Here is a 25,683-nt window from a genome sequence, read left to right on the forward strand (position 1 = left end):
CAACATGAGCACCGTCAGCACCGTCAACGGCGGCATATCCTTCTGGTACGCGCACCAGGGCACCCCGGCCCCCCGCGAACCCCTGCCCGGCGACAGCACCGCCGACGTCTGCATCGTCGGCGGCGGATACACCGGACTCTGGACGGCGTACTACCTCAAGAAGGCCGTCCCCTTCCTCAACATCACCGTGCTGGAAGCCAAGTTCTGCGGTTACGGCGCCTCCGGACGCAACGGCGGCTGGCTCTACAACGGCGTCGCCGGCCGCGACCGCTACGCGAAACTCCACGGCCACGACGCCGCCGTCCGCCTCCAGAAGGCGATGAACGACACCGTCGACGAGGTCGTCCGCGTCGCCGCCGAGGAGAAGATCGACGCCGACATCCACCGGGGCGGCGTCCTCGAAGTGGCCTGCACCCCGGCCCAACTCGCCCGCCTCAAGGACTTCCACGCCGTCGAGATCGCCTTCGGCGAGACCGACCGCACCCTGCACGGCGCCCGCGAGACCGCCGAACGCGTCCGCGTCAGCGGCGCCGTCGGCTCCACCTGGACCCCGCACGGCGCCCGACTCCACCCCGCGAAACTCGTCACCGGCCTCGCCGACGCCGTGGAAGCGCTCGGCGTCACGATCCACGAGTCGACCCCCGTCACCGAGATCAGGCCCAAGCACGCCGTCACGCCCTACGGCACCGTCCGCGCCCCCTACATCCTGCGCTGCACCGAGGGCTTCACCGCCGGACTCAAGGGCCAGAAGCGCACCTGGCTCCCCATGAACTCCTCCATGATCGCCACCGAGCCCCTCCCCGCCTCCGTCTGGGAGACCCTCGGCTGGGACGGCCGCGAAACCCTCGGCGACATGGCCCACGCCTACATGTACGCCCAGCGCACCGCCGACGACCGCATCGCCCTCGGCGGCCGCGGTGTCCCCTACCGCTACGGCTCCGCCACCGACAACGACGGCCGGACCCAGCCCGCCACCATCGAGGCCCTGCGCGAACTCCTCATCCGCCTCTTCCCCACCACCGCCGGCGCCCGCATCGACCACGCCTGGTCCGGCGTCCTCGGCGTCCCCCGCGACTGGTGCGCCACCGTCACCCTCGACCGCTCCACCGGCCTCGGCTGGGCCGGCGGCTACGTCGGCTCCGGCGTCGCCACCACCAACCTCGCCGCCCGCACCCTGCGCGACCTGATCCAGCAGGACTCCGGCCAGTCCGGCCCCACCGAACTGACCGCCCTCCCCTGGGTCAACCACCGCGTCCGCCGCTGGGAACCCGAACCCCTGCGCTGGCTCGGCGTCCACGGCATGTACGCCGCCTACCGGGCCGCCGACCGCCGGGAACGCACCTCGCCACGCCCCGCCACGGACGGCATCGCGAAGATCGCGGACCGGCTGTCCGGGCGGGGCTGAGCGGGGTCGGGAACAGAAGAAGTCCCAGGTCAGCAATACGCTGAACTGGGACTTCGAGCCGCCTGTCGGACTCGAACCGACGACCTATTGATTACAAATCAATTGCTCTAGCCAACTGAGCTAAGGCGGCAACACACGCGGTTGAAGCAAGCACGCGCGCGAGCCCTCACTCTACACAGCGCCCCACTCGCCGATCCAGGAAGTTCCTCCCGCCCCGTAACCGTCCGAGCACCCGTGCGTTAAAAACACTGACGTACTGATCCGGATATCGGACAGTCGGGGAAAGGAAGCATGAAGGACCTCGCAGACCAGCCGACACGCGTGAACGGCGACGAGGCCAAGCGGATCAAGCGCGAGGCACTGGGTATCGCCGACCGCAAGAAGCACCACGGTCGGGCGGCGACCGCCATGAAGGGCCGGGCCAAGGCGCCCGACACGCAGCAGCGCGTGTACCGGTACCGCTTTTACCCGACACCGTCGCAGGCCGAGCAGTTGGAGAAGACCTTCGGAGCCTGTCGCTGGGTCTACAACGAAGGGCTGGAGCTCCGGGTGGGGGCATGGGAGCGTCATCGGGTTTCGGTGGGGTTCGCCGAGTCGTGCCGGGCATTGACGGGGTGGCGGCAGTCGTCGGAGACATCGTGGTTGCGTGAGGTGTCGTCGACGGTGCTGCAGCAGTCGTTGCGGCATCTGGACGGTGCGTTCACACGGTTCTTCAAGCAGCTGGCGAAACATCCGCAGCGGAAGACGAAGCACCGCTCGCGGGATTCGGCGACATACGTCCGGACTGGCTTCCGGTGGGCGGAGAATCCGGAGCTGCCCGGTACGGGGCTGGTCACGCTGGCCATGCAGACGGTGCCGTTGGACGTGCGGTGGTCGCGGCCCTTGCCGGCCGGAGCCGAACCGGTGCGGGTGTCAGTGACACGGGACCGTGCGGGCCGCTATTTCCTCGCTGTGCTGGTGGAGGAACGGATCGAGCCGCTGCCCGCCGCCTTCGTACCGGGCGAACGGGCGCCGAAAGCGGTGGGGATCGATCTGGGACTGGCCGCGCTGGTAACGCTGGACGACGGAACGAAGGTGGATCACCCACGCCTGCTGAAGAAGTACGAAAGGGAACTCGCGCGGCTGCAGCGAGGGCTGCATCGCAAGACGAAGGGCTCCAAGAACCGGGAGAAGGCCCGACAGCGCATCGCTCGTCTGTACGCGCTGATCAGCGACGTGCGCAGAGACACGCTGGACCAGCTGACCACCCGCCTCGTGCGCGAGAACCAAGTGCTCGTGGTGGAAGACCTGGCCATCATGAATCTGCTCCGCCCGGCTGTGGGCAAGGGACGTCGGCGCAAAGCCCGGCTGAGCCGGTCGATCATCGACGCGGCCTGGGGTGAGCTGCTTCGGCAGCTCCGCTACAAGTGCGTCTGGTACGGGCGAACGCTGGTGATCGTGGACCGCTTCTTTCCGTCGACGCGTCGGTGTTCCGGCTGTCACGCGAAGGGGCCGTCGCTCGATGTGTCGGTACGTGAGTGGACGTGCGCTGAGTGCGGCGCTGTGCACGACCGGGACGTGAATGCGGCGCGGAACCTTCAGGAGGAAGGCATGCGGCTGTACTGGCTGGTGGCCTCCGCGCTCCCGCCGGGGCGGAGGCCTCCGTCTGTGATCAAGGCATCGGAGCCGGCAGACGTACTGCTGGCTGCATGAAGAAGTGAAGGACTGCGGTACGGACCGACGGGCCGTCGGCCGTCATGCCTGTGGAGCCCGCATAAGACCGGCCCGGTCCACCCCTCAGGGGTGTGCCGAGACGGCAGGGGCGTGGAAGCAGGAAGTGTCACAACAGTGACAAGGGTCAAAAGTGCGGTGCTCTGCCCCAGGGGCGAGCGAGTCGCTGTCCCGACCACACCCGACTGACTGCTGCGAGATTTTGCTCCCCCGGGAACTACTGACAGATCCCGAACCGCCAGGTAGCGTCGCTGAAGGTTCACCCAGGTGGACCAGACCACTCCCTTTACAACGGATCGTCCGGCACGTTCCTGCCGGTTGAGGAGAAGATTCAGCATGGCCAGTGTCACGTTCGACAAGGCGTCCCGCGTCTACCCCGGCTCCACGAAGCCGGCCGTCGACCAGCTCGAGATCGACATCGCGGACGGTGAGTTCCTCGTCCTCGTCGGTCCCTCCGGTTGTGGCAAGTCGACCTCCCTGCGCATGCTCGCGGGTCTCGAGGACGTCAACGGCGGCGCCATCCGCATCGGTGACCGCGACGTCACGCACCTGCCGCCGAAGGACCGGGACATCGCCATGGTGTTCCAGAACTACGCGCTCTACCCGCACATGTCCGTCGCGGACAACATGGGCTTCGCGCTGAAGATCGCCGGTATCAACAAGACCGAGATCCGCGCGAAGGTCGAAGAGGCCGCCAAGATGCTGGACCTCACCGACTACCTGGACCGCAAGCCCAAGGCGCTCTCCGGTGGTCAGCGTCAGCGTGTGGCGATGGGCCGTGCCATCGTGCGTGAGCCGCAGGTCTTCCTCATGGACGAGCCGCTGTCGAACCTCGACGCCAAGCTCCGTGTCTCCACCCGTACGCAGATCGCCTCGCTCCAGCGCCGTCTGGGCATCACGACCGTGTACGTCACCCACGACCAGGTCGAGGCCCTCACCATGGGCGACCGCGTCGCGGTCCTCAGGGACGGCCTCCTCCAGCAGGTCGACTCGCCGCGCAACATGTACGACCGCCCCGCGAACCTCTTCGTCGCCGGCTTCATCGGCTCCCCGGCCATGAACCTGGTCGAGGTCCCGATCACCGACGGCGGCGTGAAGTTCGGCAACAGCGTCGTCCCGGTCTCCCGCGAGGCGCTCACCGCCGCCGCGAACCGCGGCGACCGCACCGTCACGGTCGGCATCCGCCCCGAGCACTTCGACATCGTCGAGCACGGCGGCGCCGCCGCGAAGACCCTCACCAAGGACTCCGCCGACGCCCCGGCCGGCCTGGCCGTCTCGGTCAACGTCGTCGAGGAGCTCGGCGCCGACGGCTTCGTCTACGGTGCGGCCGAGGTCGGCGGCGAGCACAAGGACCTGGTCGTCCGCGTCGGCGGCCGTGCCGTCCCGGAGAAGGGCACCAAGCTCCACGTCGTGCCCCGCCCGGACGAGCTGCACGTCTTCGCCACGTCGACCGGCGAGCGTCTCACCGACTGATCGCTCACCAGCTGTACGGTGGCCCCGCACGTTCCGCGTGCGGGGCCACCGCGCGTCCGGGGGTTTGCGCGACCAGGCCGGATTCCCCGGCACAACGGGCATTTCACTCCGCGGCGTCAACACGGGATTCGAAAAGCACACTCGAACGATCCCTCGCGAGAGTGACGTAATGTCGCCGAATCATCACCGGCCGCTACGCTCGCTGCGTGACCCACACCGCGCGCCGTATCGGCCGAACTCTCGCTTTCGTACTGCCTGTCGTCATGGTCCTGTCCGGGACCCTCGCGGTCACCGCCGTGCCGTGGGCAGCTGACAACTCCGAGTCGACGATCCTCACCGCGTCGGCCCAGACCGTCTCCCAGCGCGCCAAGCCGCGCGCCCCGCAGGACATCCTGCGCGACAAGCTTCTCCTGGAACTCCAGGAGAAGGACCCCGGCGTCGCGCTGACGGATCTCCAGCGCGCCGTGGAGGGGCGCCCGTCGCTGGCGCGGCACTGCATGTCGATCGCGAAGGCGCTGGGCAAGGCGGCGGTCGCGCAGTACGGCCCGACGCGCGCGCACCGCTTCTCCCGCCCGGTCTGCGACACGTCGTTCGCCTCGGGTGTCGCGCAGTTCAGCTGACCGACCCGGCCGGGCACGGCATATCGTGCCTGGCATGCATACGTTTCCGACGCAGGCCGTGATCCTGGCGGGTGGCCAGGGGTCACGGCTGCGCCCGTACACCGATGACCGCCCCAAGCCGATGGTCGAGATCCCGGGTACCGGGACGCCGATCATCGGCCATCAGCTTGCCTGGCTGGCCGCCGAGGGCGTCACCGATGCCGTGGTGTCGTGCGGGCACCTCGCCGAGGTGCTGCAGGAGTGGCTGGACGCGGCGGTGCTGCCGCTGCGGGTGACGACGGTGGTGGAGTCCGAACCGCTGGGCCGTGGCGGCGGGCTGAAGTACGCGGCGGCCCGGCTGCCCGATCCCGGGGAGCCCTGGTACGCCACCAACGGCGATATCTGGTCCCGTTTCTCGTTGCGCGAGATGGCCGCGTTCCATGCGGAGCGCGATGCGACGGCGACGCTGGCGCTGGCCCGGCCGCGCATTCCGTGGGGTGCGGTGGAGACGGACGCGTTCGGGCACATCACGGACTTCATCGAGTCCCCGCCGTCGCCGTATCTGATCAACGCGGGTGTGTACGTCTTCTCTCCGGCGTTCACGACGATGCTGCCGGACCGGGGCGACCATGAGCGGACGACGTTCCCGAGGCTGGCGCGCGAGCGCAGGCTGGCCGGGTATCCGTTGCCGCACGGGGCGTACTGGCGGGCCATCGACACGGCGAAGGACCTGACGGAGGCGGCGAAGGAGCTGGACGGGCATTAGGCCGGCGCACGGCGCGTGAGGCGGAAGAAGGGGCGGGCCCCGGAGAAGTCTCCGGGGCCCGCCCCTTCCGTCTGGCGTGGTGCTGTCAGCCGAGGAGGCCGCCGATGGGGTTGCGACCGCCGCCCCCGCCGTCCCCGCCGCCGGTGCCGCCCGTGGAGCCGGTGCCGGGATCCGTGCCGCCGGTGGTGGATCCGCCGGTGGGGCCGGACGAGCTGGGGCCGGAGCTGCTGCTGGCGGGGGGCTGTTGGGGCGTGGTCCGGCGCGGGGTGCTCTGTCGGGTGCCCTGGGTCTGGCTGGGCTGTCCGGCGCCGGCGGCCTGGCCCGTCTCACGGACGCCTCCCGTGGCCGGGGTGGAAGACGTCTCGGCGGAGGGAGTGCGGGGCGCGGTGGTGCGGGAGGGGGTGGGGCGCTGTCCGCTCGGGGTGTGGTGGGAGGCCTTGCCGCTGCGGGACTGCTCAGGGAGCGGGGAGCCGGGAAGCTGGTTGGTCGGGATGCCGTCCGGTCCGGGGACGGTGACGACTTCGGAGGAGCGGACGGCGCCGCCGAGCACGGAGCCGATGAGCAGGGTCGTACCGACGACGACGGTGGCGACGATGGCACCGCGGCGCAGGACGCGGCGGCGGAGGTCCCAGATCTCGGAGCGGGGGCCGAGCTTCCGCCAGGCCTCGCCCGCGAGGCGTCCGTCGACGGAGTAGACGGGGGCGCCCGCGATGATCAGGGGGCTCCAGGCGGCGAGGTAGATGATGTCGGGCGCGTCGTAGACGGCGACGGTGCGCCAGCTGACGGTGACCAGGAGGGCGGCGGACAGGAGAGCCCCGATGGAGGCGGCGACGCGCTGCCACAGGCCGAGGACGGTGAGGACGCCGACGACGACCTGGAGGAAGGCGATGGTGAGGCCGGCGCCGACGGGGTGGGAGAGGGCGAAGTCGCGCAGGGGCTCCGCGAGTGCCCAGGGGTGGAGCGAGGTCAGCCACTTCACCATGGAGCCGCGGTCGCCGCCGTCGAAGTAGACGGGGTCGCAGAGTTTGCCCATGCCGGCGTAGATGGAGATGAAGCCGAGGAACACGCGCAGGGGCAGGAGGACGACGCCGAGGTTCATGCGGCGGCCCGGGTAGTACGCGTGCCGGACGCTGTCGCCGGAGCGCCGCTCGCGGGTGTCCGTGATGTCGTCGCCGTCGTAGTCGTCGCCGTCGTACGCGTCGGAGTCGTACGTGTCGGAGTCGTGGCGGCCGGGCTCGACCTGGTCGTAGGCGCCGACGGCCTGGCGCATCGGGGGCAGCAGCGGTCCGCCGGGGCGGCGCGGGGGCGGCGCGGTGATGACGGGGTTGGGCTGCGTCTCTTCGAGGCGCGGGACGAGCTGGGTGCCGGTGCCGTCGTTCCCGCTGTCGAACTCGTAGGAGGCGTACGGCTCGTAGGGGTCGTAGGCGGTGTCGGGGCGGGCCGCGGTGGAGTTCCGTACGGCCTGGAGGAGTCCGCCGGCGCCCGGGTCGCCGGGGGCGGACTTGCCGCTCCACACGACGGGGGCGCGTCGGCCGCGCCCGGCTCCGGCGCCGCCCATGGCGGGGATCCTGGGTGCTCCGGCGGGTGCCACACCGCGCAGCCGGCTGCGCTGGCCGGGGGCGAGCTGCACCCGGAAGCTGGCGTGGTTGACGATGACCTGCGCGGGGTCGCAGTCCACCTTGGCCATGCTCAGGGCGGGTTGTTCGTCGAACCGAGGCGTTCTGGTGTCCACACTCATCTAACCGAGTGATGTGTGTTTAGGACACTGCCTTGACGGTGCCGAAGTGTCCGAGGCCCGTCAACAGGTGGTGGCGGGGTGCGGCGGGGCGCGCGCGTGCGCGGGACGCGCCCCCGGACGGGGCCTGGGGAGGGCGGCGTCCGGTGGAGTCTCCTCCGTCGGACGCCGCCCTCGCGGGTGGTTCTGCGCGCCGGGGCGCGGGCCCCCGCCCCGTACCGGATCAGGCGCGCCGGCGCGCGACCTCGTACATCACGATGCCCGCGGCGACACCGGCGTTGAGGGATTCGGCGCCGCCCGGCATCGAGATGCGCACGCGGTAGTCGCAGGTCTCGCCGACGAGGCGGCCGAGGCCCTTGCCCTCGCTGCCGATGACGATGACGACGGGGCCGCCGAGGGCTTCGAGGTCCTCGACGGTGTGCTCGCCGTCGGCGGCGAGGCCGACGATCGCGATGCCTTCCTTCTTGTACGCCTCCAGCGCGCGGGTCAGGTTGGTGACCCGTGAGACAGGCGTGCGCGCGGCGGTGCCGGCGGAGGACTTCCAGGCTCCGGCGGTCATGCCGGCGGCGCGGCGCTCGGGCACGACGACGCCGTGGCCGCCGAAGGCGGAGACGGAGCGGACGATGGCGCCGAGGTTGCGGGGGTCGGTGACGCCGTCGAGGGCGACGATGAGCGGGTCCTCGCCGTTGTCGTAGGCGGCGGCGGTGAGGTCCTGCGGGTCCGCGTACTCGTACGGCGGGACCTGGAGGACGAGGCCCTGGTGGTTGAGGCCGTTCGTCATGCGGTCGAGCTCGGGGCGCGGGGCTTCCATCAGGTTGATGTTGCCGCGTTCGCCGGCGAGCTGGAGGGCCTCGCGGACGCGCTCGTCGTTGTCGATGTACTGCTGGACGTAGAGCGTGGTGGCGGGCACGCCGTCGCGCAGGGCCTCGAAGACCGGGTTGCGGCCGACGACCATCTCGGAGGTGCCCTTGACGCCGCCGCGCCGGGGGGCGGGGCGGCGGTTGGCGGCCTGCTTGGCCTTGGCGGTCGCGATGCGGTTCTTCTTGTGCTTCTTGCGGGCCTCGGCGGGCGGCGTCGGCCCCCTGCCTTCGAGGGCACGGCGACGCTGGCCACCGCTGCCGACCTGCATGCCCTTCTTGTTGGACGTGCGGCGGTTCCTGCGCTGGCTGTTCCCGGCCATGACCTACCTGTTTCGTTGCTTCAGACGTGCGTACGTATAAGTGAAAGTGTGCCGCCCGGGGGGCCGGGCGGCACGTGGGAGGACTACTGGCGCGGGCCGAGTGTCCACCGTGGTCCGGTGGGGCTGTCCTCGATGACGAGCCCGGACTGGTTGAGCTGGTCGCGGATGGCGTCGGCGGCGGTCCAGTCCTTGCGGTCGCGGGCCGACTGCCGCTGGTCGAGGACGAGGCGTACGAGGGTGTCGACGACGCCGTGGAGGTCGTCGCCGCGGTCGCTCTCGGCCGCCCAGTGTTCGTCGAGCGGGTCGAGGCCGAGGACGCCGAGCATGGCACGGACCTCGGCGAGGCGTGCGACGGCGGCTTCCTTGTCGTCGGCGGCGAGGGCGGAGTTGCCCTGGCGGACGGTGGTGTGGACGATCGCGAGGGCCTGCGGGACGCCCAGGTCGTCGTCCATGGCCTCGGCGAAGGCGGGCGGCACCTCGGCGGCGGGGGCGACGGTCTCGCCGGCCTTCTCGGTGACGCGCTGGACGAAGCCCTCGATGCGGGCGAACGCGGATTCGGCCTCGCGCAGGGCTTCCTCGCTGTACTCGATCATGGACCGGTAGTGCGGGGTGCCGAGGTAGTAGCGCAGCACGATGGGGCGCCAGGCCCTGACCATGTCGGCGACGAGGACGGAGTTGCCGAGCGACTTCGACATCTTCTCGCCGGCCATGGTGACCCAGCCGTTGTGCACCCAGTACTTCGCGAAGTCGTCGCCGTAGGCCTTGGCCTGGGCGATCTCGTTCTCGTGGTGGGGGAAGATCAGGTCGATGCCGCCGCCGTGGACGTCGAAGGCGGTGCCGAGGTACTTGTGCGCCATGGCGGAGCATTCGAGGTGCCAGCCGGGGCGGCCGCGCCCCCAGGGGGTCTCCCAGCTGGGCTCGCCGGGCTTGGACGCCTTCCACATCGCGAAGTCGCGCTTGTCGCGCTTGCCGGTCTCGTTGTCACCGGAGGGCTGGCGCAGGTCGTCGAGGTCCTGGTTGGAGAGTTCCAGGTAGCCGGGGAAGGAGCGGACGTCGAAGTAGACGTTGCCGTCGGCCGCGTAGGCGTGTCCGCGCTCGATGAGGCCGCGCATCATCTCGATCATCTCGGGGACGTGGCCGGTGGCGCGGGGCTCGTAGGTGGGCGGCAGGCAGCCGAGCGCGGCGTAACCGTCGTTGAACGCGCGCTCGTTCTCGTAGCCGATGGCCCACCAGGGGCGGCCCTGTTCGGCCGACTTCTTGATGATCTTGTCGTCGATGTCGGTGACGTTCCGGACGAACGTCACGTCGTAGCCGCGGTACTCGAACCAGCGGCGCATGATGTCGAAGTTCAGCCCGGACCTGATGTGCCCGATGTGCGGGGCGGCCTGGACGGTCGCGCCACAGAGGTAGATCGAGACGCAGCCCGCTGTGAGCGGGACGAAGTCACGGATCTGCCGGGCGCTGGTGTCGTACAGGCGAATAGTCACGCCTCAAGGGTAGTGGGCGCGCACCAGTGCCCAGCGACCCGTTGGGGTATTGCGTGCCAGTTGTTACGGCTCCGGGCGGGCCGGGGCCGTGAGCGGTGATCGTCCCGGGGGTTCAGAGGCGTCCGACGACCTTGCGGGGCGTGATCCGGACCACGACGCGGGGGTCGTCGTCGCCGGAGGCGGGGTTGAAGTCGGCGTAGCGCTTGCCGGTGTACTTCAGGGACAGCTCGTCGATGAGTTCCTGGCCGCCGTCGGTGGTGAGGGTGGCGGTGCCGCGGATCTCGGCGTAGGTGTACGGGGCGTCGAAGGGCTGGACGACGACGGAGACGCGGGGGTCGCGGGCGAGGTTCTGTTCCTTGCGGCGGCCGGTGGTGGTGGAGATGAGGACGTCGTCGCCGTCCCGCTTCACCCAGACCGGGGACACCTGGGGGCTGCCGTCGGGCTGGATGGTGGCGACCGTGACGAAGACCGGGGTGTCGAGCAGTGCCTTGAGTTCGGGGGAGAGTGCGGCGGTCATGGCGTACGTCCTCCTGAGCGGTTCGGTGGGGCTTCCACACCTACCCCAATCCCGGCGCGGTGGTCTTCCGCGGACTCCTGCCCCGTACGGCCGCTGTGGTGAGCGCGGCCAGGGCGCCGAGGACTGCGAGGGCGGTGGCGGGGGCGAGGACGGACCAGGGGGCGCGTTCGGCGTAAGGGAGGTTTTCGGAGAGCATGCGCCCCCATTCGGGTGAGGGCGGCGCGGCGCCGAGGCCGAGGAAGCCGAGGGAGGCGAGGGCCAGAGCGAGGGCGGGGACGCGCAGGGCGGCGTGGCGGGCGACGGGCGGCAGGACGCCGGGCAGCACGTGGCGCCGCAGCAGGTGGAGCCGTCCGGCGCCGAGCGCGCGGGCGGCCGCGACGTGCGGGGCGGCGCGTTCCTGGGCGTACAGGGCGGCGGTGTGGGCGGCGAGGGGGGCCCAGGCGACGGCGGTGACGGCCGCTGCGGCGCTCCAGGGGCCGGGGCCCGCGATGCCGGCGACGACGAGGCCGGTGAGGATCGCGGGGAGGGCGTTGGCGGTCTCGGTGAGTGCTCCGGCCCGTACGGCTCCGAGGGCGAGGCCCAGGAGCAGGGTGGCGGCGGATACCGCGACGGCGGTCAGGACGGTGCGGGCCGCTCCGTGTGCGAGGCGGGCGAGGATGTCGCGGCCGAGGGAGTCCGTGCCGAAGGGGTGGGCCGTGGAGGGTCCGGCGAGGCGGGCGGCGGCGTCGATGTGGAGCGGATCCCGCAGGAGTCCGGCGAGGACCACGGCGGCGAAGAGGGCGGCGAGGAGCGGGGCGCCGACGGCCGGGGACCGGCGTGCGCGGGCGGCGGGCGGGACGAGTGCGGGCAGGGCGCCGTCGTCGAGGGCCGGGCCGAGCAGGGTGCGGGAGGCGAGGCGGGCGGCGAGGCCGGCGGCCGTGCCGAGGAGGAGCAGGAGCAGGACGCAGCCCTGGAGGACGGGGAGGTCCTGGGCGAGGGCGGCGGCCAGGGCGGTGCCCCCGAGTCCGGGGATGGCGTAGAGGGTTTCGACGGCGACGGCTCCGCCGGTGAGGCCGACGACGATCAGGCCGAGCTGGGGCATCAGGCCGGGCAGGGTGCGGCGCAGGGCGTGGCGTGCGGTGCGGTGTCCGGGGAGGCCGGCGGCGGAGGCGGCGCGGGCCCAGGGTTCGGCGAACGCGGCGGGCAGTGCGTCGTCGAGGAGCCGGCCGAGGAGGGCGCCGGCGGGGACGCCCAGGGCGAGGGCGGGCAGCACGGCGTGTGCGGGGGTGCCCCAGCCGAGTGCGGGGAGCAGGTCGAGCCGGACGGCGACGACCGCGGCGAGGACGGCGGCGATGAGGAATTCGGGGAGTGCGGCGAGGACGGCGGCGGTGGTGCCGGCCCCGGCGGTCACGTTCCGGTGCCGGGCCCCGCGTCGCAGGGTGGGGGTGGCGAGGGCCGCCGCGACGAGCAGGCTGACGGCGAGGGAGGCGCCCATGAGGGTCAGCGAGACCCCGAGGGCGGATATCGCGTCGGGTGCGACGGGCTGCCCGGAGACCCAGGAGGTGCCGAGGTCGCCGCGCAGGAGCCGGGCCGGCCAGTCGGCGAGTGCGTCCAGGGGGCTGCCGTCGAGGCCGGTCTCGGCGCGGATGGCGTCGAGGGTCTCCGGGGTGGGCGGCCGGTCGGCGTAGCGGGCGCGCAGGATCGTGAGGGCGGGGTCGGTGCGGGTCAGCCGGGGCAGCAGGCCGATGGCGGCGACGACCGCGAGGAGCGCGGTCAGCCGGCCGGCGAGGTGTCTCACCGCGTCATCCGACGTGGGTGTCAGCGGTGATGAGGGTGCGTTCCAGGGGGTCGAGGGCGACGCCCTGGACGCGGCTGTCGTCGTATCCCTGGAGGAAGCGTTCGTGGAGCAGCGGTACGAGGGCGTCGGCTCCGAGGACGTCGGCCTCGGCGGCCGCGGCGGCGGCGTGGCGGGCGGCGGTCGTGGTGGCGCCGGCGGCCTCGGCCACGGCGGCGTCGACATTCCTGTCGCAGAGCTGGGAGATGTTGAAGCTGCCGTCGCAGGTGAAGTCGGAGGCCAGGTAGGAGACCGGGTCGGCGGTGTCGAGGAGGGTGTTGCGGGCCTGGATGAAGGCGTCGTACTTCCCGGCGAGGGCGTCGGCCTCCAGCTGGGCGTAGTCACGCACGACCTGCTTGACGGTGAAGCCGCGCCGGGTGAGCTGCTGCTGGACGACGGTGGCGGACTCGGGCAGTTCGGGCCGGTTGGTGTACGTGGCGAGGACGATCTCCTTCGTCCTCGCGACCTGAGCCTTGCCGGCGGCCTTCGCCCGGCCGGTGGGGGCGGTGCGTACGCCGGCGGCCCAGCGGACGCCGGGGCCGAGCAGTCCTCGCGCGGTGTCGGCCCGGCCTTCGTAGACGGACTCGACGAGCGCCTCGGAGTCGATGGCCTCGCGGGCGGCGGCGCGCATCGCGGGGTCGGCGAAGACGCCGCGCTCCGTGTTGAGGGAGAGGCCGTTGGTGCGGGCGGAGGGGAAGGCGTGGACGAGCCCGTCGCCGAGGAGGGACGCCTGGGAGACGGGTATGTATTCGGCGACGTCGACGGCCCCGGTGCGCAGGGCGTTGGCGCGGGCGGTGCCGTCGGCGACGAAGGTGACGTCGGCGCCGGGGGCCTTGGCCTTGGCGCCCCAATAGGTGTCGTTGCGTTCCAGGGTGGCGCTGACGGCGCCGTTGACCCGGGCGAGGGTGAAGGGGCCGGTGGCGTGTCCGGCCGGGTCGGTCCTGGTGCCGGTGTAGGCGGCGGCGGACAGGATCGTGAGGGAGGGATTGGCGAGGCGCTGGGGCAGCAGCGGGTCGGCCTCGTCGGTGACGATCCGTACGGTGTCGGCGCCCCGGGCCGTGGCGGTGAGGGCGGTGTCGGACAGGACGCGGGGCTTGGGCGACGCCTTCTGGGCCGCGGTCAGCGAGCGGACGACGGCGGCCGGGTCGACCTCGGTGCCGTCCTGGAAGGCGGCCCTGCGCAGGGTGAAGGTCCACTCCTTGGCGCTGTCGCGCTTCCAGGAGGCGGCGAGTGCGGGCTTGGCGGCGCCGTCGCGGTCGAGGGTGGTGAGGCCCTCGACGACCGCGAGCCGGCTGAGGGTGACGGCGTCGTCGCCGTAGGGGGACATCGCCTGGGCGGGCGGGAAGGCCATGACGACCCGCAGACGCTTTCCGCCGTCGGCCGCGCCCTTGGCGTCGGACGTGCCGCCGGAGCAGGCGGTGGCGAGCAGGACGAGGAGGGCGGTCGCGGACAGGGTCAGCGGCAGCGCGGAGCGACGGCGTCGGGGCGTGGGCATGGCAGCGACCTTATATGAAAACGATTGTCATTTACGAAACGGGGTGCCGGTGCCGCTTCCGGCCCCAGGGATCGCCAGTCCGGCCCCGGACAGCGGCAGCTCGAAGTGGACGATGCCCTGGCCGCCCGGCAGCGCGCGCTCGTCGCACACCTCCCGCGCCAGCGACCTCCAGAAGGGCTCGGCGCCCGGGACGGCCGGGTCGGTGTGCAGGTAGACCGCCTCGTATCCGCCCGCCCCGGCGACGAAGTCGCGGAGCTCGCGCACCATCCGCCGGGCGAGCCCGCGCCTGCGGTGTTCCGGCCGCACGTAGATCCGGCAGAGCTGGGCGGTGGTGCCGGAGGGGAAACGGTCCGCGACCCGCTGCGGGTTGGGCGGCGCCTGCGGGCCCCGGTCGCGCACGGCCCCGGTCGCGACGATCTCGCCGTCGCGCTCGGCCACCAGCAGCGTGCAGCGAGCGGGGCGCAGATAGGCGGCCTCGGGGTCGATGACGTCGGCGTGCCAGCGCGGTACGTACCCGGAGCGCAGGTCGCGGTAGACGGTGTCGAGCATGACGGCCCGCGCCCCGCCGATGTCCGCGGGCCCTGCGGTGCGCACGACATACCCGTCGCCTTCGGTCCGCACCGGAGCGGTCGTCGTCGTGCTCATCCCGGAGCTCCACCCTCCCTCGCCACCCACGCACATCATTGCCGCATGAGCGTACCTGCGCATGATGTGCAACAAGGTGGCGGGCCCCGGGGCCGCCGGGACGGACCCGTCGCCTCCGGGGCCCCGGGCGGCTCAGCGGGTGCGGTAGACCAGGGCCGTCGCGATGCCGGCGATGCCCTCGCCGCGGCCGGTGAAGCCGAGCCCGTCGGAGGTGGCCGCGGAGAGCGAGACGGGCGCGCCCACGGCGGCGGAGAGGACCTTCTGCGCCTCGTCCCGCCGCTTGCCGATCTTCGGCCGTACGCCGACGACCTGGACGGCCACGTTGCCGATCTCGAACCCCTCGGACCGGACGATCCTGGCCGCCTCGGTGAGCAGCGTGACGCCCGCGGCGCCCGACCACTCGGGGCGCCCGGTGCCGAAGTGCTGCCCGAGGTCGCCGAGACCGGCGGCGGAGAACAGCGCGTTGCACGCGGCGTGCGCGACGACGTCGGCGTCGGAGTGGCCCGCGAGACCGGGACCCTCGCCCTCCCACAGCAGGCCCGCGCACCACAGCGCGCGGCCCTCCTCGAAGGCGTGGATGTCGGTGCCGATCCCGACGAGCGGGATCACAGGCGCGGGGCCGGCTGCCTCAGAAGCCATCGTTCGCCCTCCTGCGTGCGAGTACCGCCTCGGCCAGGACCAGGTCCAGCGGCCGGGTCACCTTGAACGCCTCCTCGTGGCCGGGGACGACCACGACGGGCGCCCCCAGCTGCTCGACCATGCCGGCGTCGTCGGTCGCACCCTCGCCGCTGACGGCGACCTGCTCATGGGCGCGCACCAGCGTGGCGCGGTCGAAGCCCTGCGGGGTCTGCACCGCGCGCAGCCGGGCCCGTACCGGAGTGGAGAGCACCGGCTCGGGCTCCCCCGGCGCACCGGGCTCGACCTCCTTGACGGTGTCGGCCAGCGGCAGCGCGGGGACGACGGCGGGCGCTCCGTCGCGTACGGCCTCGATCACGGCGTCCACCGTGTCGACGGGCACGAGGGGGCGGGCCGCGTCATGGACGAGGACGGCGGAGACATCGGCGGGCAGCGCGTCGAGTCCGAGTCTCACCGACTCCTGCCGGGTCCCACCGCCGGGCACGACCACGAAATCGGTGCGCTCGGGCAGGGCGTGCTCGTCGAGCAGACGCCTCACCCCGGGCGCCCCGTCCGGCGGTGCGACGACCACGACCAGCGAGACGTGGCGGGAGGCCGCCATGGCCCGTACGGCGTGGATGAGCATGGGCGTCCCGCCCAGCGCGCGGAGCGCCTTGGGGGTGCCCGGGCCGAGCCGTACGCCGCGGCCGGCCGCGGGAATCACGGCGGCGGTGCGGTAAGGACGCGATTGATCAGACATCGGTTGCACTCCGAAGCATCGGCATGTTTGTCTTCACGGCCGGCGTGGGTATGGCCACAAGCGAGCCGGGCGCCACGCCATGACTCGACCGGGACCCTTTCCGTGCCCCCCGGCGAGACGGGTACCGCCCGGGCCGCTCGGGATCGGCCTGACACGTCGACTTCACAAGATCGCGAGCAAAGTACCGGGGGATCGTCGATGAGGCCAACGCATCGGCGCATCGGGGAGAACATCCGGATGCGTCGGGCCACGCCGCCCGGAGGCGTCCGCCGGCTGCGGCTCCCGGCCCGCGTTCCCCAGCACTGCGGGGCTTCCCGCGGGCGAGGCGGGCGCACGCAGGGGCGGTGAGCACGCCGGAGACCGCACCCGGGCATGCCGCAGCGCCCGACGACACACCGTGTATACGGCTGGTCAGCGGGCACCGCGGCACATTATTTACGACCGGTGCGATCCGGTTCAGGACGCGAGGACCTCGTCGAGAAGAGCCTCGGCCTTGTCCTCGTTCGTGTTCTCCGCGAGAGCGAGCTCGCTCACCAGGATCTGGCGAGCCTTGGCGAGCATGCGCTTCTCACCTGCGGAGAGTCCACGCTCGCGCTCACGACGCCACAGGTCGCGAACCACTTCCGCGACCTTGATGACATCGCCGGATGCGAGCTTCTCGAGATTTGCCTTGTAGCGTCGGGACCAGTTCGTCGGCTCCTCGGCATACGGTGCGCGCAGCACCTCGAAGACCCGGTCCAGCCCTTCCTGCCCGACCACGTCGCGCACACCCACGAACTCCGCATTGTCCGCCGGTACACGCACCGTCAAGTCGCCCTGAGCGACCTTGAGCACCAAGTAGGTCTTGTCCACGCCTTTGATCTGGCGAGTTTCGATAGCCTCGATCAGCGCGGCCCCGTGATGGGGATAGACCACGGTGTCGCCAACCTTGAACGTCATGTGACAGGTACCCCTTCCGTGGCTATCAAGAGTAACACGAGAACTGCTTCTCCTGAATGGCGTTTTCGCAGGTCAGGGCATATCTCGGGGCTTGACAACTGCAACACGGACGTGCTGCGGAAGGCTCCAGGAGGAGGGTATTCGCAGGTCGGAGCGGCTGTACGGGCGGGGAGAAACGCGGACGTTACACCTACCGGAACCCGCTCGGAAATGACGAGACGTCCCGTTTTGTCGGGTTCCAGGTGATGAACATTCCGTACTCCGTTCGGTGATCGATCACTCGTACGGCGGCAAGCGCGTCCGGCAATTGGGTGGTCCGGCCCCTCGGGGCCGGTGGCCAATGAAATTGATCAACGGCGGACGGCGTGCGGATTATGTGGCAATGAATGCGCCGCACGACCGTGAACAGGGGCGCGAAGCGCGGGGCGAACCCGCGGTGGAATTGATCAAGCGCGTTATGTGAACGGCGTGCGAAATGATCTCGCGGAAGAGGGTCCGCCGATCCCCGGGGCCGTCAGGGGCGGGTCGGGTGCGGGGCGGGGACCGGGGCTCGGTAACCTGGCCGCTGACAGACCCTTAGGGCGGCTTTACGCCGCTCGCCCGACCCGTCCGCACGTCCGCTCGTTCAAGGAGTTGCCGCCGCCGTGAGCCGCAGCCTTCGACACGGCGCTCTCGCCGCCACTGCCCTCGTGTTCTCCATCGCCACGCTTTCCGCATGCGGAGCCGGCAAGGACGCGCAGACGCTCGAAGTCAGGCCTGACAACGCCGCCACGTCGTCCGGCGACATCAAGATCCAGAACGCCAACGTGGTCACCCAGCCGGAGCGCGAGGCCAAGGGCCCGGCCGTCGTCACCGCCACGCTGTTCAACGGCGGCACCAAGGCCGAGACGCTCGACGCCGTCACCCTGGCGGGCGGCAGCGGCTCCGTGACGCTGCACCCCGCGAAGGGTTCGGGACCGCTGGTCGTGCCGGCCGGCGGCACGGTGATCCTCGGCGGCCGGGGCAATGCCGCCGCCGTGATCGAGAACGGCAGCGAGGCCACGCAGAACGGCAACGTGCAGACGCTGGTCTTCAAGTTCAGCCGGACCGGCGACATCGCGCTCGGCGCGACCGTCGTCCCCGCCGCCGGCTACTTCAAGGACTTCGGCCCGAGCACGCAGCCGGAGCCCCCGAAGAACCCGGAGAAGTCGAAGAAGTCGCCCGAGGCGACGCCGTCCGGTTCCGCGTCCGAGACCGCGGGCGCCACGACCGGCTCGGAGGCGGAGGGCGGCACGACCACCCCGAGCGACGCGGCGTCCGACTCCCAGCAGCCGGGCTGACCGCACCCCGCACGACACGCACACGCGGCCGAGGCCGCCTCCCTGCCGGGAGGCGGCCTCGGCCGTACCTTCTGTCCTTCTGGCTCCGGGCCGGTTTACGGCTCGAACTTGTACCCGAGGCCCCGCACCGTCACGAGGAACCGCGGGGCGCCCGGGTCCGGCTCGATCTTGGCGCGCAGCCGCTTCACGTGGACGTCGAGCGTCTTGGTGTCGCCCACGTAGTCCGCGCCCCAGACCCGGTCGATCAGCTGCATCCGGGTCAGCACCCGTCCGGCGTTGCGGAGCAGCATCTCCAGCAGGTCGAACTCCTTCAGCGGCAGGTCGACCTTGCCGCCGGAGACCGTGACGACGTGGCGGTCGACGTCCATCCGCACCGGTCCGGCCTCCAGCGCGGCCGGGGTGACCTCCTCCGGCTCCCCGCGGCGGCGCAGGACCGCGCGGATCCGGGCGACGAGCTCGCGGGAGGAGAAGGGCTTGGTCACGTAGTCGTCGGCCCCTATTTCCAGGCCGACGACCTTGTCGATCTCGCTGTCCTTGGCGGTGACCATGATCACGGGGACGTTGGACCTGCTGCGCAGCTGCCGGCAGACCTCCGTGCCGGGCAGGCCGGGCAGCATCAGGTCGAGGAGCACGAGGTCGGCGCCGTTGCGCTCGAACTCGTCCAGACCGTCGGGTCCGGTGGCCGCGATGGCGACCTCGAAGCCTTCCTTGCGGAGCATGTAGGACAGGACGTCGCTGAAGGATTCCTCATCCTCGACGACAAGCACTCGGGTCACGGAAGAGCCTCCGGGGCAGGGAATGAATCAAAGGTTTCGGGTGCGGCGTCCGGGTGGGACGCCTGGTCGCCGTTGACGATGAGGGGGCCGTGGGCGGTGCGGTCCCGTTCCCGCACGGAGCCCGCTTCGGGCAGCCGCAGGGTGAAGGTGGAGCCCTGTCCCTCCGAGCTCCAGACGGTGACCTCCCCGCCGTGCGAGGCGGCCACGTGCTTGACGATGGCGAGGCCGAGGCCGGTGCCACCGGTGGCGCGGGAGCGGGCCGGGTCGACGCGGTAGAAGCGTTCGAAGACCCGCTCGCGGTCCTTCTCCGAGATGCCGATGCCCTGGTCGGTCACGGCGATCTCGATCTCGTCGCCCCCGGACGCGACCACCCGGCGGGCGGCGATGCCGACGCGGGTGTGGGCGGGGCTGTAGTTGACGGCGTTCTCGACGAGGTTGCCGAGGGCCGCGGCGAGCTGGCCGCGGTTGCCCCATATGCGGAGTTCGGCGGTGCCGCCCGCGGCCATGGTGATCTGCTTGGAGCCGGCCTGCTGCCGGCAGCGGTCGATGGCCTCGGCGACCAGCTCGTCGACCCGGACCGGTTCGGCGTCCTCCAGCGGGTCGTCGTTCTGCACCCGGGAGAGGTCGATGAGCTCCTGTACGAGGTTGGTGAGCCGGGTCGCCTCGATCTGCATCCGTCCGGCGAACCGCTCCACCGCCTCCGGGTCGTCGGAGGCGTCCATGACGGCCTCCGAGAGAAGGGACAGCGCGCCGGTCGGGGTCTTGAGCTCATGGCTGACGTTGGCGACGAAGTCGCGCCGGACCGCTTCGATGCGGCGGGCCTCGGTGAGGTCCTCGACCAGCAGCAGCACCAGCCGGGAGCCCAGCGGGGCGACCCGGGCGGAGACCGCGAGGGCCTCGCCCCGGCCCGTGCCGCGCCGGGGCAGGTCCAGTTCGACCTGCCGTATCTCCCCGTCGCGGCGGGTGTCCCTGGCCATGTTCAGCATCGGCTCGACGGCCAGGCGCCCTCCCCTGACCAGTCCCAGCGCGTACGCGGCGGAGCTGGCCTTGACGACGCTGTCGCTCTCGTCGAGTACGACGGCGGAGGAGCTGAGCACGGACAGGACCGTGTCGACGCCGGGGGGAAGGGGGGCGCCGCTGTCGGGCCGCAGGGACGTACGCGTGGGCTTCTTCTGGTCGCGCTCGCTCCAGCGGAACGCCAGCATGGCGATCACACCGGTGCACACCCCGGCGATCGCTGCAGCTGCGGCGACCGCCGCGTTCACGTCCATGGCTCCAGGTTATGCGGCCCGACGGACACTCTCCCAGCCGTCCGGGTGCCTGTCCGAACACTCGTCGCCCAGAGTTCACCGAGGGGCAAGGGCCGGTTCACTTGGTCGGCCGGAACCCGACGCGTACGGCCGTCACGGTGGCACGGTGGGGTTCAGAGCGGCCCCGGACTCGGTTCAGGACTGGAGAGGGACTTCCCATGCGTGACGCGTACCACGAGGAACTCGACTCGATCGGCGAGGGCCTGGTCGAGATGGCCCGGCTCGTCGGGTCGGCGATCGGCCGGGCGACGACGTCCATGCTCGACGCCGATCTCAAGCTCGCGGAGACCGTGATCGCCGCGGACCAGAAGGTCGACGACCTCCAGCACGACCTGGAGGCCAGGGCCATCGCGCTGCTGGCCCGCCAGCAGCCGGTGGCGACCGACCTCAGGATCGTGGTCACCTCGCTGCGGATGAGCGCCGACCTGGAGCGCTCGGGCGACCTCGCCCAGCACGTCGCGAAGCTGGCCCGGCTGCGCTTCCCGCAGTCCGCGGTCCCCCACGACCTGCACGCCACCATCCTGGAGATGGGCCAGCTCGCGCAGCGCCTGATGGCCAAGGCCGCCGAGGTGATCATCACCAAGGACGTCGACCTGGCGCTCCAGCTGGAGCAGGACGACGACGAGATGGACCTGCTGCACCGCACGCTGTTCCAGCACCTGATGGACGACCGCTGGAAGCACGGCATCGAGACGGCCGTCGACGTGACCCTGCTCGGCCGCTACTACGAGCGGTTCGCGGACCACGCCGTGTCGGTGGCCAAGCGCGTCGTCTACCTGGTGACGGGCGAACACGCGGACGACCTCCAGCAGCCGACGCCGGTCGAGGGCGCGTAGGGGGCCGCAGCCGCGGGGGACGGACCCGGGGCATGGATTCGCACAGGCGTTCCTGCGCGTGTGCGCCGTTGATGCGCCCGTCCGGGTGGGCATGCAATGGGGTGGGGCGGCACGACCTTTCCGTACCGCCCCGGTCGTGGGCCCCGGGCGGGCGTGCGGCCTCTCGTACACCTTGAGGAGGAACCATGGCCGATTCCCCCACGACCGAACCCCAGCAGGAGACACCCGCCGACGTGGCGCACGGGGGCGTCCTCGGCGCCTGCGGCTGCGGCTCGGGCTGCGGGTGCGGCTGCCAGTCCGGTGCGCCGTGCCAGTGCGGCGGCTGCTCCGGCTGACGGGCGCGCGCAGCGACGGCGGCGCCCCGCGCGGAACCGTCCGCGCGGGGCGCCGCCGGACTCAGGCCGCCTTCTCCACCGCGGGTTCGGAACCCACGACCGGGCTGCCGCCCGAGACCGCGGGGGCCGACGCCACGTCGTCGCGAGGCAGATTGCGCATCAGCAGCCAGTACCCGAACGCCGCCGCGGTGCCGAGGACCGCGCAGGTCCCCCACAGCCACCCAGCCCCGAAGCGGTCGATCACCACACCGGACATCAGCGGGGCGACGAGCGCCGCCGCCGACCACGACAGGGCGTACATGCCCTGGTAGCGGCCCCGGCCGTGCACCGGTGAGAGCTGGACGACCAGCCCGTTCTGCACGGGTGCGTTGACGATCTCGGCGACGGTCCAGACGCAGATGGTCAGCGCGTAGACCCCCACCGAGCCGGCGAAGGCCGTCAGCCCGAACCCGTACCCGGCGAGCAGGGACGACACGATGAGCAGCCGGCGCGGGTCGCGGCTCTGGATGAACCGGGTGACGGGAATCTGCAGGACGACGATGAGGACGCCGTTGACGGCGACCGCCGCACCGAAGTCGGAGCTGCTGAACCCGTCGGCCCCCATGGCCACCGGCAGCCCCACGTACCCCTGCTGGAAGATCAGGGCGATCACGAACGACAGCCCGACGACGCCCATGAACCGTCCGTCGCGCAGCACCGTCCCCAGCCGTACGCCGTCGGCGGCCGTGGCGTCCGGCAGCGCGGAGCCGGCCTCCTGCGGCCTGGATTCGGGCACCTTCATGAAGACGACGACCGCACAGATCAGGGTCATCACCGCCTCGCCGACGAAGCCCGCGAGGTAGCTGTACTCGGCGACGAACCCGGCCCCGGCGGACGAGACGGCGAATCCCAGGTTGATCGCCCAGTAGTTGACCGAGAAGGCCCGCACCCGGTCCTTCGCCGGAACGATGTCGGCGATCATCGCCTGGACCGCGGGGCGGGAGGCGCTGCTCGCCATGCCGACGACGAAGGCGACGGCGGCGATCGCCACCGGGTGCACCATGAAGCCGAGCACAGCCACCGAGACGGCCGTCGAGAGCTGCGCGACGAGCATCGTGGGCCGCCGGCCGAAACGGTCCGTCATCACCCCGGCCACGAGCGAGGAAACCACCCCGCCGAGCCCGTGCAACGCCACGACCAGACCGGCGTACGAGGCGGAGTAGCCCCGGTCCAGGGTCAGGTACAGGGCCATGAAGGTGGCGACGAACGCCCCGAGGCGGTTGACCAGGGTGCTGGTCCACAGCCACCAGAACTCCCTGGGGAAACCGGAGACGGCTTCCCGGGCGGCCCGCCTGAGACCGGCGACAGACATGCGGTTTCCCCCCGGGGACGTCATGGTGCGGCATACAGGCGGTAAGTGGTCCGCCAACGGTCCGAACATTACGAATCCAGGGCTCGTCCCTGCCACTCAATTGACGCCTGCCGTCAATCGGCAGCCGCCCCGACCCCGGCGCGCCCCCCGCGCTGTCCGCCCTGTGGCCGGGCGCGCGCCGCCCTCACGGGTTCGATTACGCTCGGACCCATGGCCGACGCACCGTACAAGCTGATCCTCCTCCGCCACGGCGAGAGCGAATGGAACGCGAAGAACCTGTTCACCGGTTGGGTGGACGTAGACCTCACCGACAAGGGCGAGAAGGAGGCGGTCCGCGGCGGTGAGCTGCTCAAGGACGCCGGCCTGCTCCCCGACGTCGTGCACACCTCCCTCCAGAAGCGCGCCATCCGCACCGCCCAGCTCGGGCTGGAGGCCGCGGACCGCCACTGGATCCCCGCCCACCGCACCTGGCGCCTCAACGAGCGCCACTACGGCGCCCTCCAGGGCAAGGACAAGGCGCAGACGCTCGCCGAGTTCGGCGAGGAGCAGTTCATGCTCTGGCGCCGCTCGTACGACACCCCGCCGCCCGCCCTCGAGGACGGCACCGAGTTCTCGCAGAGCGACGACGCCCGCTACGCGACGATCCCCCCGGAGCTGCGCCCGCGCACGGAGTGCCTGAAGGACGTCGTCATCCGCATGCTGCCGTACTGGTACGACGGCATCGTCCCCGACCTGCTGACCGGCCGCACGGTCCTGGTCGCCGCCCACGGCAACAGCCTCCGGGCCCTGGTCAAGCACCTCGACGGCGTCTCGGACGCCGACATCGCGGGCCTGAACATCCCGACGGGCATCCCGCTCGCGTACGAACTGGACGAGAACTTCCGCCCGTTGAAGCCGGGTGGCACCTACCTCGACCCGGACGCGGCGAAGGCGGCCATCGAGGCCGTGAAGAACCAGGGCAAGAAGAAGTAAGCAGAACCGAAGAGGCCCCCCACCTGCGGGTTTTCCGCGTGGTGGGGGGCCGCCGTGTGTCCGGGGTCCCTGGGGGTCTCCGCCATTCCGGCGGAAACGCCGGGAGGGCGGAGACCCACGGACGGTCAGGGCAACGGACTCAGTACTGCATGTAGCCCGGGACGGTGGCGGGGCCGAAGAGGACCGCGCTCGTCTCATCGTGCTGGCGGCGGTGGCGGCCGTTCCTGCCCACCTCGGTGACCGGGGTGGCCAGCGTGAGCATGCCGTCGTCGGCGAGGGCCTGCACCCGGATCAGCAGCGCCCGCACGCTCACGCCCAGTTCGCTCGCCACCGTCTGCAGGTCGACGCCGGACTCCCAGCTCCACAGCAGTACGGAATCCATGCTCGGCGTCCAGGCGGCGGCCTCCATCGGGGCGTGCGGGACGGACGGCGTCATCTGGGGCGGCACCGGAGTCTGGTGGGGCGGGTCGGCGGCGGGGAGGGGCAGTTCCTCCCTGGGGTGGGGCAGGCCGTCCAGGGAGGGGGGTGGGCCGCCGGCGGGTTCCGGTTGTGGCTGTGGAGGGTTGCTCAGGAGGGATTCGGCAACCGATCGGGCGTCGTTGCGCCCCACGGTGCGGCGCGCCAGACGCACCTCGCGCTCGTTCAGGCCCAGCAGCTCGGCGATGGCCCCGTCGTCGCCCACCGTGACGGCGAACGCCGCGAGGGTACGGCTGCGCGCCGCCTGCGCTTCGTCGAGTACTTCCTGCGCCTGACGCATCTCCTCGTCGTTGGCGAGGAAGGCTTGCGCCAGGACGGTGTGCCGCTCCCAGAATTCACGTGGTTCCACGCCAGTCACAACGCCTCGACGCGTGCGGGGAACGGATACCGGGGACAAAAGGGTCCGACCAGCCTAATCAGCGACTTGCCGGATCTGACGATCATCTGCCTGGCGGTCCGGCACGTCAGTCCCCGTGGGGCCCTCCGGCCGCATCCCGCGAGCCGGGCCCGGACGGCTGCCATCCATGGGTCAGCAGGTCGAAGACCGCGTCGACGGCCGCGCGCGAATCCTGTCGTCCCGTAGCCAGCGCGGGGACCTCCAGGACGAAGCGGGCGAGGGCCGCACAGGTGATGTCGTCGGGCCCCCGGCCGAGTTCCTCCGCGATCGCCTCGCCGAGGGCCCCCGCGTGCCGCATCCACATGCGCTCCCCGTACTCACGCAGGGCGGGACTCCCGTCCACCAGCGCGGTGAACGAGGCCCGGCGGGGGTCCGAAGCGAGCCGCCCCCAGGACGTGAGCGCGTGAGCGCGGAGCGCTTCGACCACGTCCTGTCCGGCGGGCCGGTCCCTGACGGCTGCGACCAGCTCGGCCTCGACTTCCGCCTCGCGGTCGAAAACCAGCGCCTCCTTGCTCGGGAAGTGCGCGAAGAGGGTCGTCGTCGACACGTCGGCCCTCTCGGCCACCTCTCGGACGCTCACTCGTTCGAAACCGTGCTCCAGGAAGAGCTCCAGGGCGGCGTCGGCGATGGCCTGCCTGGTCGCGGCCTTCTTGCGCTCGCGGCGGCCAACGGCCGGGGTGTCGGACATGCCGTCACCGTATCCCATTACTGGAACGAAGCAGAAACTGGAACGGTTGCAGTTTCTTAGTCGTTTCTGCTTTGGTGGTTCCG

General features: G+C 71.5%; 24 protein-coding genes and 1 tRNA gene. 9 read left to right on the forward strand and 16 right to left on the reverse strand.

What is annotated here, in order from left to right; translation table 11 throughout:
• The first annotated feature begins 4 nt into the window (after positions 1-4).
• Positions 5-1,405 carry an FAD-dependent oxidoreductase gene (locus E6R60_RS29655; protein WP_136329773.1) on the forward strand — a complete coding sequence of 467 codons (1,401 nt, stop codon included), beginning with the start codon at positions 5-7 and terminating at the stop codon, positions 1,403-1,405.
• Positions 1,406-1,461: 56 nt separating this feature from the next.
• Here E6R60_RS29655 and E6R60_RS29660 read toward each other — a convergent pair.
• A tRNA-Thr gene (locus E6R60_RS29660) sits at positions 1,462-1,535 on the reverse strand.
• Between the two features lie 161 nt (positions 1,536-1,696).
• Here E6R60_RS29660 and E6R60_RS29665 point away from each other — a divergent pair.
• The 4 genes from E6R60_RS29665 to E6R60_RS29680 all read left to right on the forward strand — a co-directional run bounded on the left by E6R60_RS29665 (position 1,697) and on the right by E6R60_RS29680 (position 5,953).
• Positions 1,697-3,097 (forward strand): RNA-guided endonuclease TnpB family protein, encoded by a 1,401-nt coding sequence (locus E6R60_RS29665; RefSeq protein WP_136329774.1) that lies wholly within the window; start codon positions 1,697-1,699, stop codon positions 3,095-3,097.
• Between the two features lie 354 nt (positions 3,098-3,451).
• Positions 3,452-4,588 (forward strand): sn-glycerol-3-phosphate ABC transporter ATP-binding protein UgpC, encoded by a 1,137-nt coding sequence (gene ugpC / locus E6R60_RS29670; protein WP_136329775.1) that lies wholly within the window; start codon positions 3,452-3,454, stop codon positions 4,586-4,588.
• Between the two features lie 206 nt (positions 4,589-4,794).
• Positions 4,795-5,208: a hypothetical protein gene (locus E6R60_RS29675; RefSeq protein WP_136329776.1), complete on the forward strand. Its 414-nt coding sequence runs from the start codon at positions 4,795-4,797 to the stop codon at positions 5,206-5,208.
• A gap of 34 nt (positions 5,209-5,242) precedes the next feature.
• On the forward strand, positions 5,243-5,953 hold the full coding sequence (locus E6R60_RS29680) for a nucleotidyltransferase family protein (protein ID WP_136329777.1): 711 nt from the start codon (positions 5,243-5,245) through the stop codon (positions 5,951-5,953).
• Between the two features lie 85 nt (positions 5,954-6,038).
• Here E6R60_RS29680 and E6R60_RS29685 read toward each other — a convergent pair whose 3' ends face one another.
• From E6R60_RS29685 to E6R60_RS29730, 10 genes are all read right to left on the reverse strand, one after another.
• Positions 6,039-7,691, reverse strand: coding sequence for a DoxX family membrane protein (locus tag E6R60_RS29685; RefSeq protein WP_240802727.1), 1,653 nt, complete (start codon positions 7,689-7,691; stop codon positions 6,039-6,041).
• Between the two features lie 220 nt (positions 7,692-7,911).
• On the reverse strand, positions 7,912-8,868 hold the full coding sequence (gene rlmB / locus E6R60_RS29690) for a 23S rRNA (guanosine(2251)-2'-O)-methyltransferase RlmB (protein WP_136329778.1): 957 nt from the start codon (positions 8,866-8,868) through the stop codon (positions 7,912-7,914).
• Positions 8,869-8,951: 83 nt separating this feature from the next.
• Entirely contained in the window at positions 8,952-10,355 is a 1,404-nt protein-coding gene (gene cysS, locus E6R60_RS29695; protein WP_136329779.1) for a cysteine--tRNA ligase, read from the reverse strand.
• A 112-nt stretch (positions 10,356-10,467) separates the two neighbouring features.
• Positions 10,468-10,872 (reverse strand): PPOX class F420-dependent oxidoreductase, encoded by a 405-nt coding sequence (locus tag E6R60_RS29700; RefSeq protein WP_136329780.1) that lies wholly within the window; start codon positions 10,870-10,872, stop codon positions 10,468-10,470.
• A 40-nt stretch (positions 10,873-10,912) separates the two neighbouring features.
• Positions 10,913-12,649, reverse strand: coding sequence for an ABC transporter permease subunit (locus E6R60_RS29705; RefSeq protein ID WP_136329781.1), 1,737 nt, complete (start codon positions 12,647-12,649; stop codon positions 10,913-10,915).
• A 4-nt stretch (positions 12,650-12,653) separates the two neighbouring features.
• On the reverse strand, positions 12,654-14,180 hold the full coding sequence (locus tag E6R60_RS29710; RefSeq protein ID WP_136329782.1) for an ABC transporter substrate-binding protein: 1,527 nt from the start codon (positions 14,178-14,180) through the stop codon (positions 12,654-12,656).
• A 27-nt stretch (positions 14,181-14,207) separates the two neighbouring features.
• On the reverse strand, positions 14,208-14,825 hold the full coding sequence (locus tag E6R60_RS29715; protein WP_136329783.1) for a GNAT family N-acetyltransferase: 618 nt from the start codon (positions 14,823-14,825) through the stop codon (positions 14,208-14,210).
• A 132-nt stretch (positions 14,826-14,957) separates the two neighbouring features.
• On the reverse strand, positions 14,958-15,464 hold the full coding sequence (ispF, locus tag E6R60_RS29720; protein ID WP_136329784.1) for a 2-C-methyl-D-erythritol 2,4-cyclodiphosphate synthase: 507 nt from the start codon (positions 15,462-15,464) through the stop codon (positions 14,958-14,960).
• Positions 15,454-16,200 (reverse strand): 2-C-methyl-D-erythritol 4-phosphate cytidylyltransferase, encoded by a 747-nt coding sequence (gene ispD, locus E6R60_RS29725; protein ID WP_136329785.1) that lies wholly within the window; start codon positions 16,198-16,200, stop codon positions 15,454-15,456. The genes ispF and ispD overlap by 11 nt, the downstream gene beginning before the upstream one ends.
• Before the next feature lie 456 nt (positions 16,201-16,656).
• On the reverse strand, positions 16,657-17,139 hold the full coding sequence (locus tag E6R60_RS29730) for a CarD family transcriptional regulator (RefSeq protein WP_006380568.1): 483 nt from the start codon (positions 17,137-17,139) through the stop codon (positions 16,657-16,659).
• A 644-nt stretch (positions 17,140-17,783) separates the two neighbouring features.
• On the opposite strand from E6R60_RS29730, the gene E6R60_RS29740 reads away from it, so the two are divergent.
• Positions 17,784-18,458 (forward strand): copper chaperone PCu(A)C, encoded by a 675-nt coding sequence (locus tag E6R60_RS29740; protein WP_136329786.1) that lies wholly within the window; start codon positions 17,784-17,786, stop codon positions 18,456-18,458.
• A gap of 95 nt (positions 18,459-18,553) precedes the next feature.
• On the opposite strand, the gene E6R60_RS29745 is transcribed toward E6R60_RS29740, so the two are convergent.
• Together E6R60_RS29745 and E6R60_RS29750 are read right to left on the reverse strand one after the other, a co-directional pair.
• Positions 18,554-19,234 (reverse strand): response regulator transcription factor, encoded by a 681-nt coding sequence (locus E6R60_RS29745; protein WP_136201434.1) that lies wholly within the window; start codon positions 19,232-19,234, stop codon positions 18,554-18,556.
• A complete protein-coding gene (locus E6R60_RS29750) occupies positions 19,231-20,505 on the reverse strand; it encodes an ATP-binding protein (protein ID WP_136329787.1) in 1,275 nt (424 codons plus the stop codon). The genes E6R60_RS29745 and E6R60_RS29750 overlap by 4 nt, the downstream gene beginning before the upstream one ends.
• A 197-nt stretch (positions 20,506-20,702) precedes the next feature.
• Here E6R60_RS29750 and phoU point away from each other — a divergent pair, with 197 nt between their 5' ends.
• Together phoU and E6R60_RS36865 are read left to right on the forward strand one after the other, a co-directional pair.
• Entirely contained in the window at positions 20,703-21,380 is a 678-nt protein-coding gene (gene phoU, locus E6R60_RS29755) for a phosphate signaling complex protein PhoU (protein ID WP_136329788.1), read from the forward strand.
• A 185-nt stretch (positions 21,381-21,565) separates the two neighbouring features.
• Positions 21,566-21,715 carry a hypothetical protein gene (locus E6R60_RS36865; RefSeq protein ID WP_168713697.1) on the forward strand — a complete coding sequence of 50 codons (150 nt, stop codon included), beginning with the start codon at positions 21,566-21,568 and terminating at the stop codon, positions 21,713-21,715.
• Positions 21,716-21,776: 61 nt separating this feature from the next.
• Here E6R60_RS36865 and E6R60_RS29760 read toward each other — a convergent pair whose 3' ends face one another.
• On the reverse strand, positions 21,777-23,066 hold the full coding sequence (locus tag E6R60_RS29760; RefSeq protein WP_136329789.1) for an MFS transporter: 1,290 nt from the start codon (positions 23,064-23,066) through the stop codon (positions 21,777-21,779).
• 210 nt (positions 23,067-23,276) lie between these two features.
• Between E6R60_RS29760 and E6R60_RS29765 the strand changes: the two genes are divergently transcribed.
• Positions 23,277-24,038, forward strand: a complete 762-nt coding sequence (locus E6R60_RS29765; RefSeq protein ID WP_136329790.1) for a phosphoglyceromutase — start codon at positions 23,277-23,279, stop codon at positions 24,036-24,038.
• Between the two features lie 139 nt (positions 24,039-24,177).
• On the opposite strand, the gene E6R60_RS29770 is transcribed toward E6R60_RS29765, so the two are convergent.
• Both E6R60_RS29770 and E6R60_RS29775 read right to left on the reverse strand, forming a co-directional pair.
• Positions 24,178-24,864, reverse strand: coding sequence for a hypothetical protein (locus E6R60_RS29770; protein ID WP_136329791.1), 687 nt, complete (start codon positions 24,862-24,864; stop codon positions 24,178-24,180).
• Positions 24,865-24,979: 115 nt separating this feature from the next.
• Positions 24,980-25,600: a TetR/AcrR family transcriptional regulator gene (locus E6R60_RS29775; protein WP_136329792.1), complete on the reverse strand. Its 621-nt coding sequence runs from the start codon at positions 25,598-25,600 to the stop codon at positions 24,980-24,982.
• Positions 25,601-25,683: the final 83 nt, after the last annotated feature.

This window comes from Streptomyces sp. A0642 (genome assembly GCF_004795105.1).
Lineage (GTDB): Bacteria > Actinomycetota > Actinomycetes > Streptomycetales > Streptomycetaceae > Streptomyces.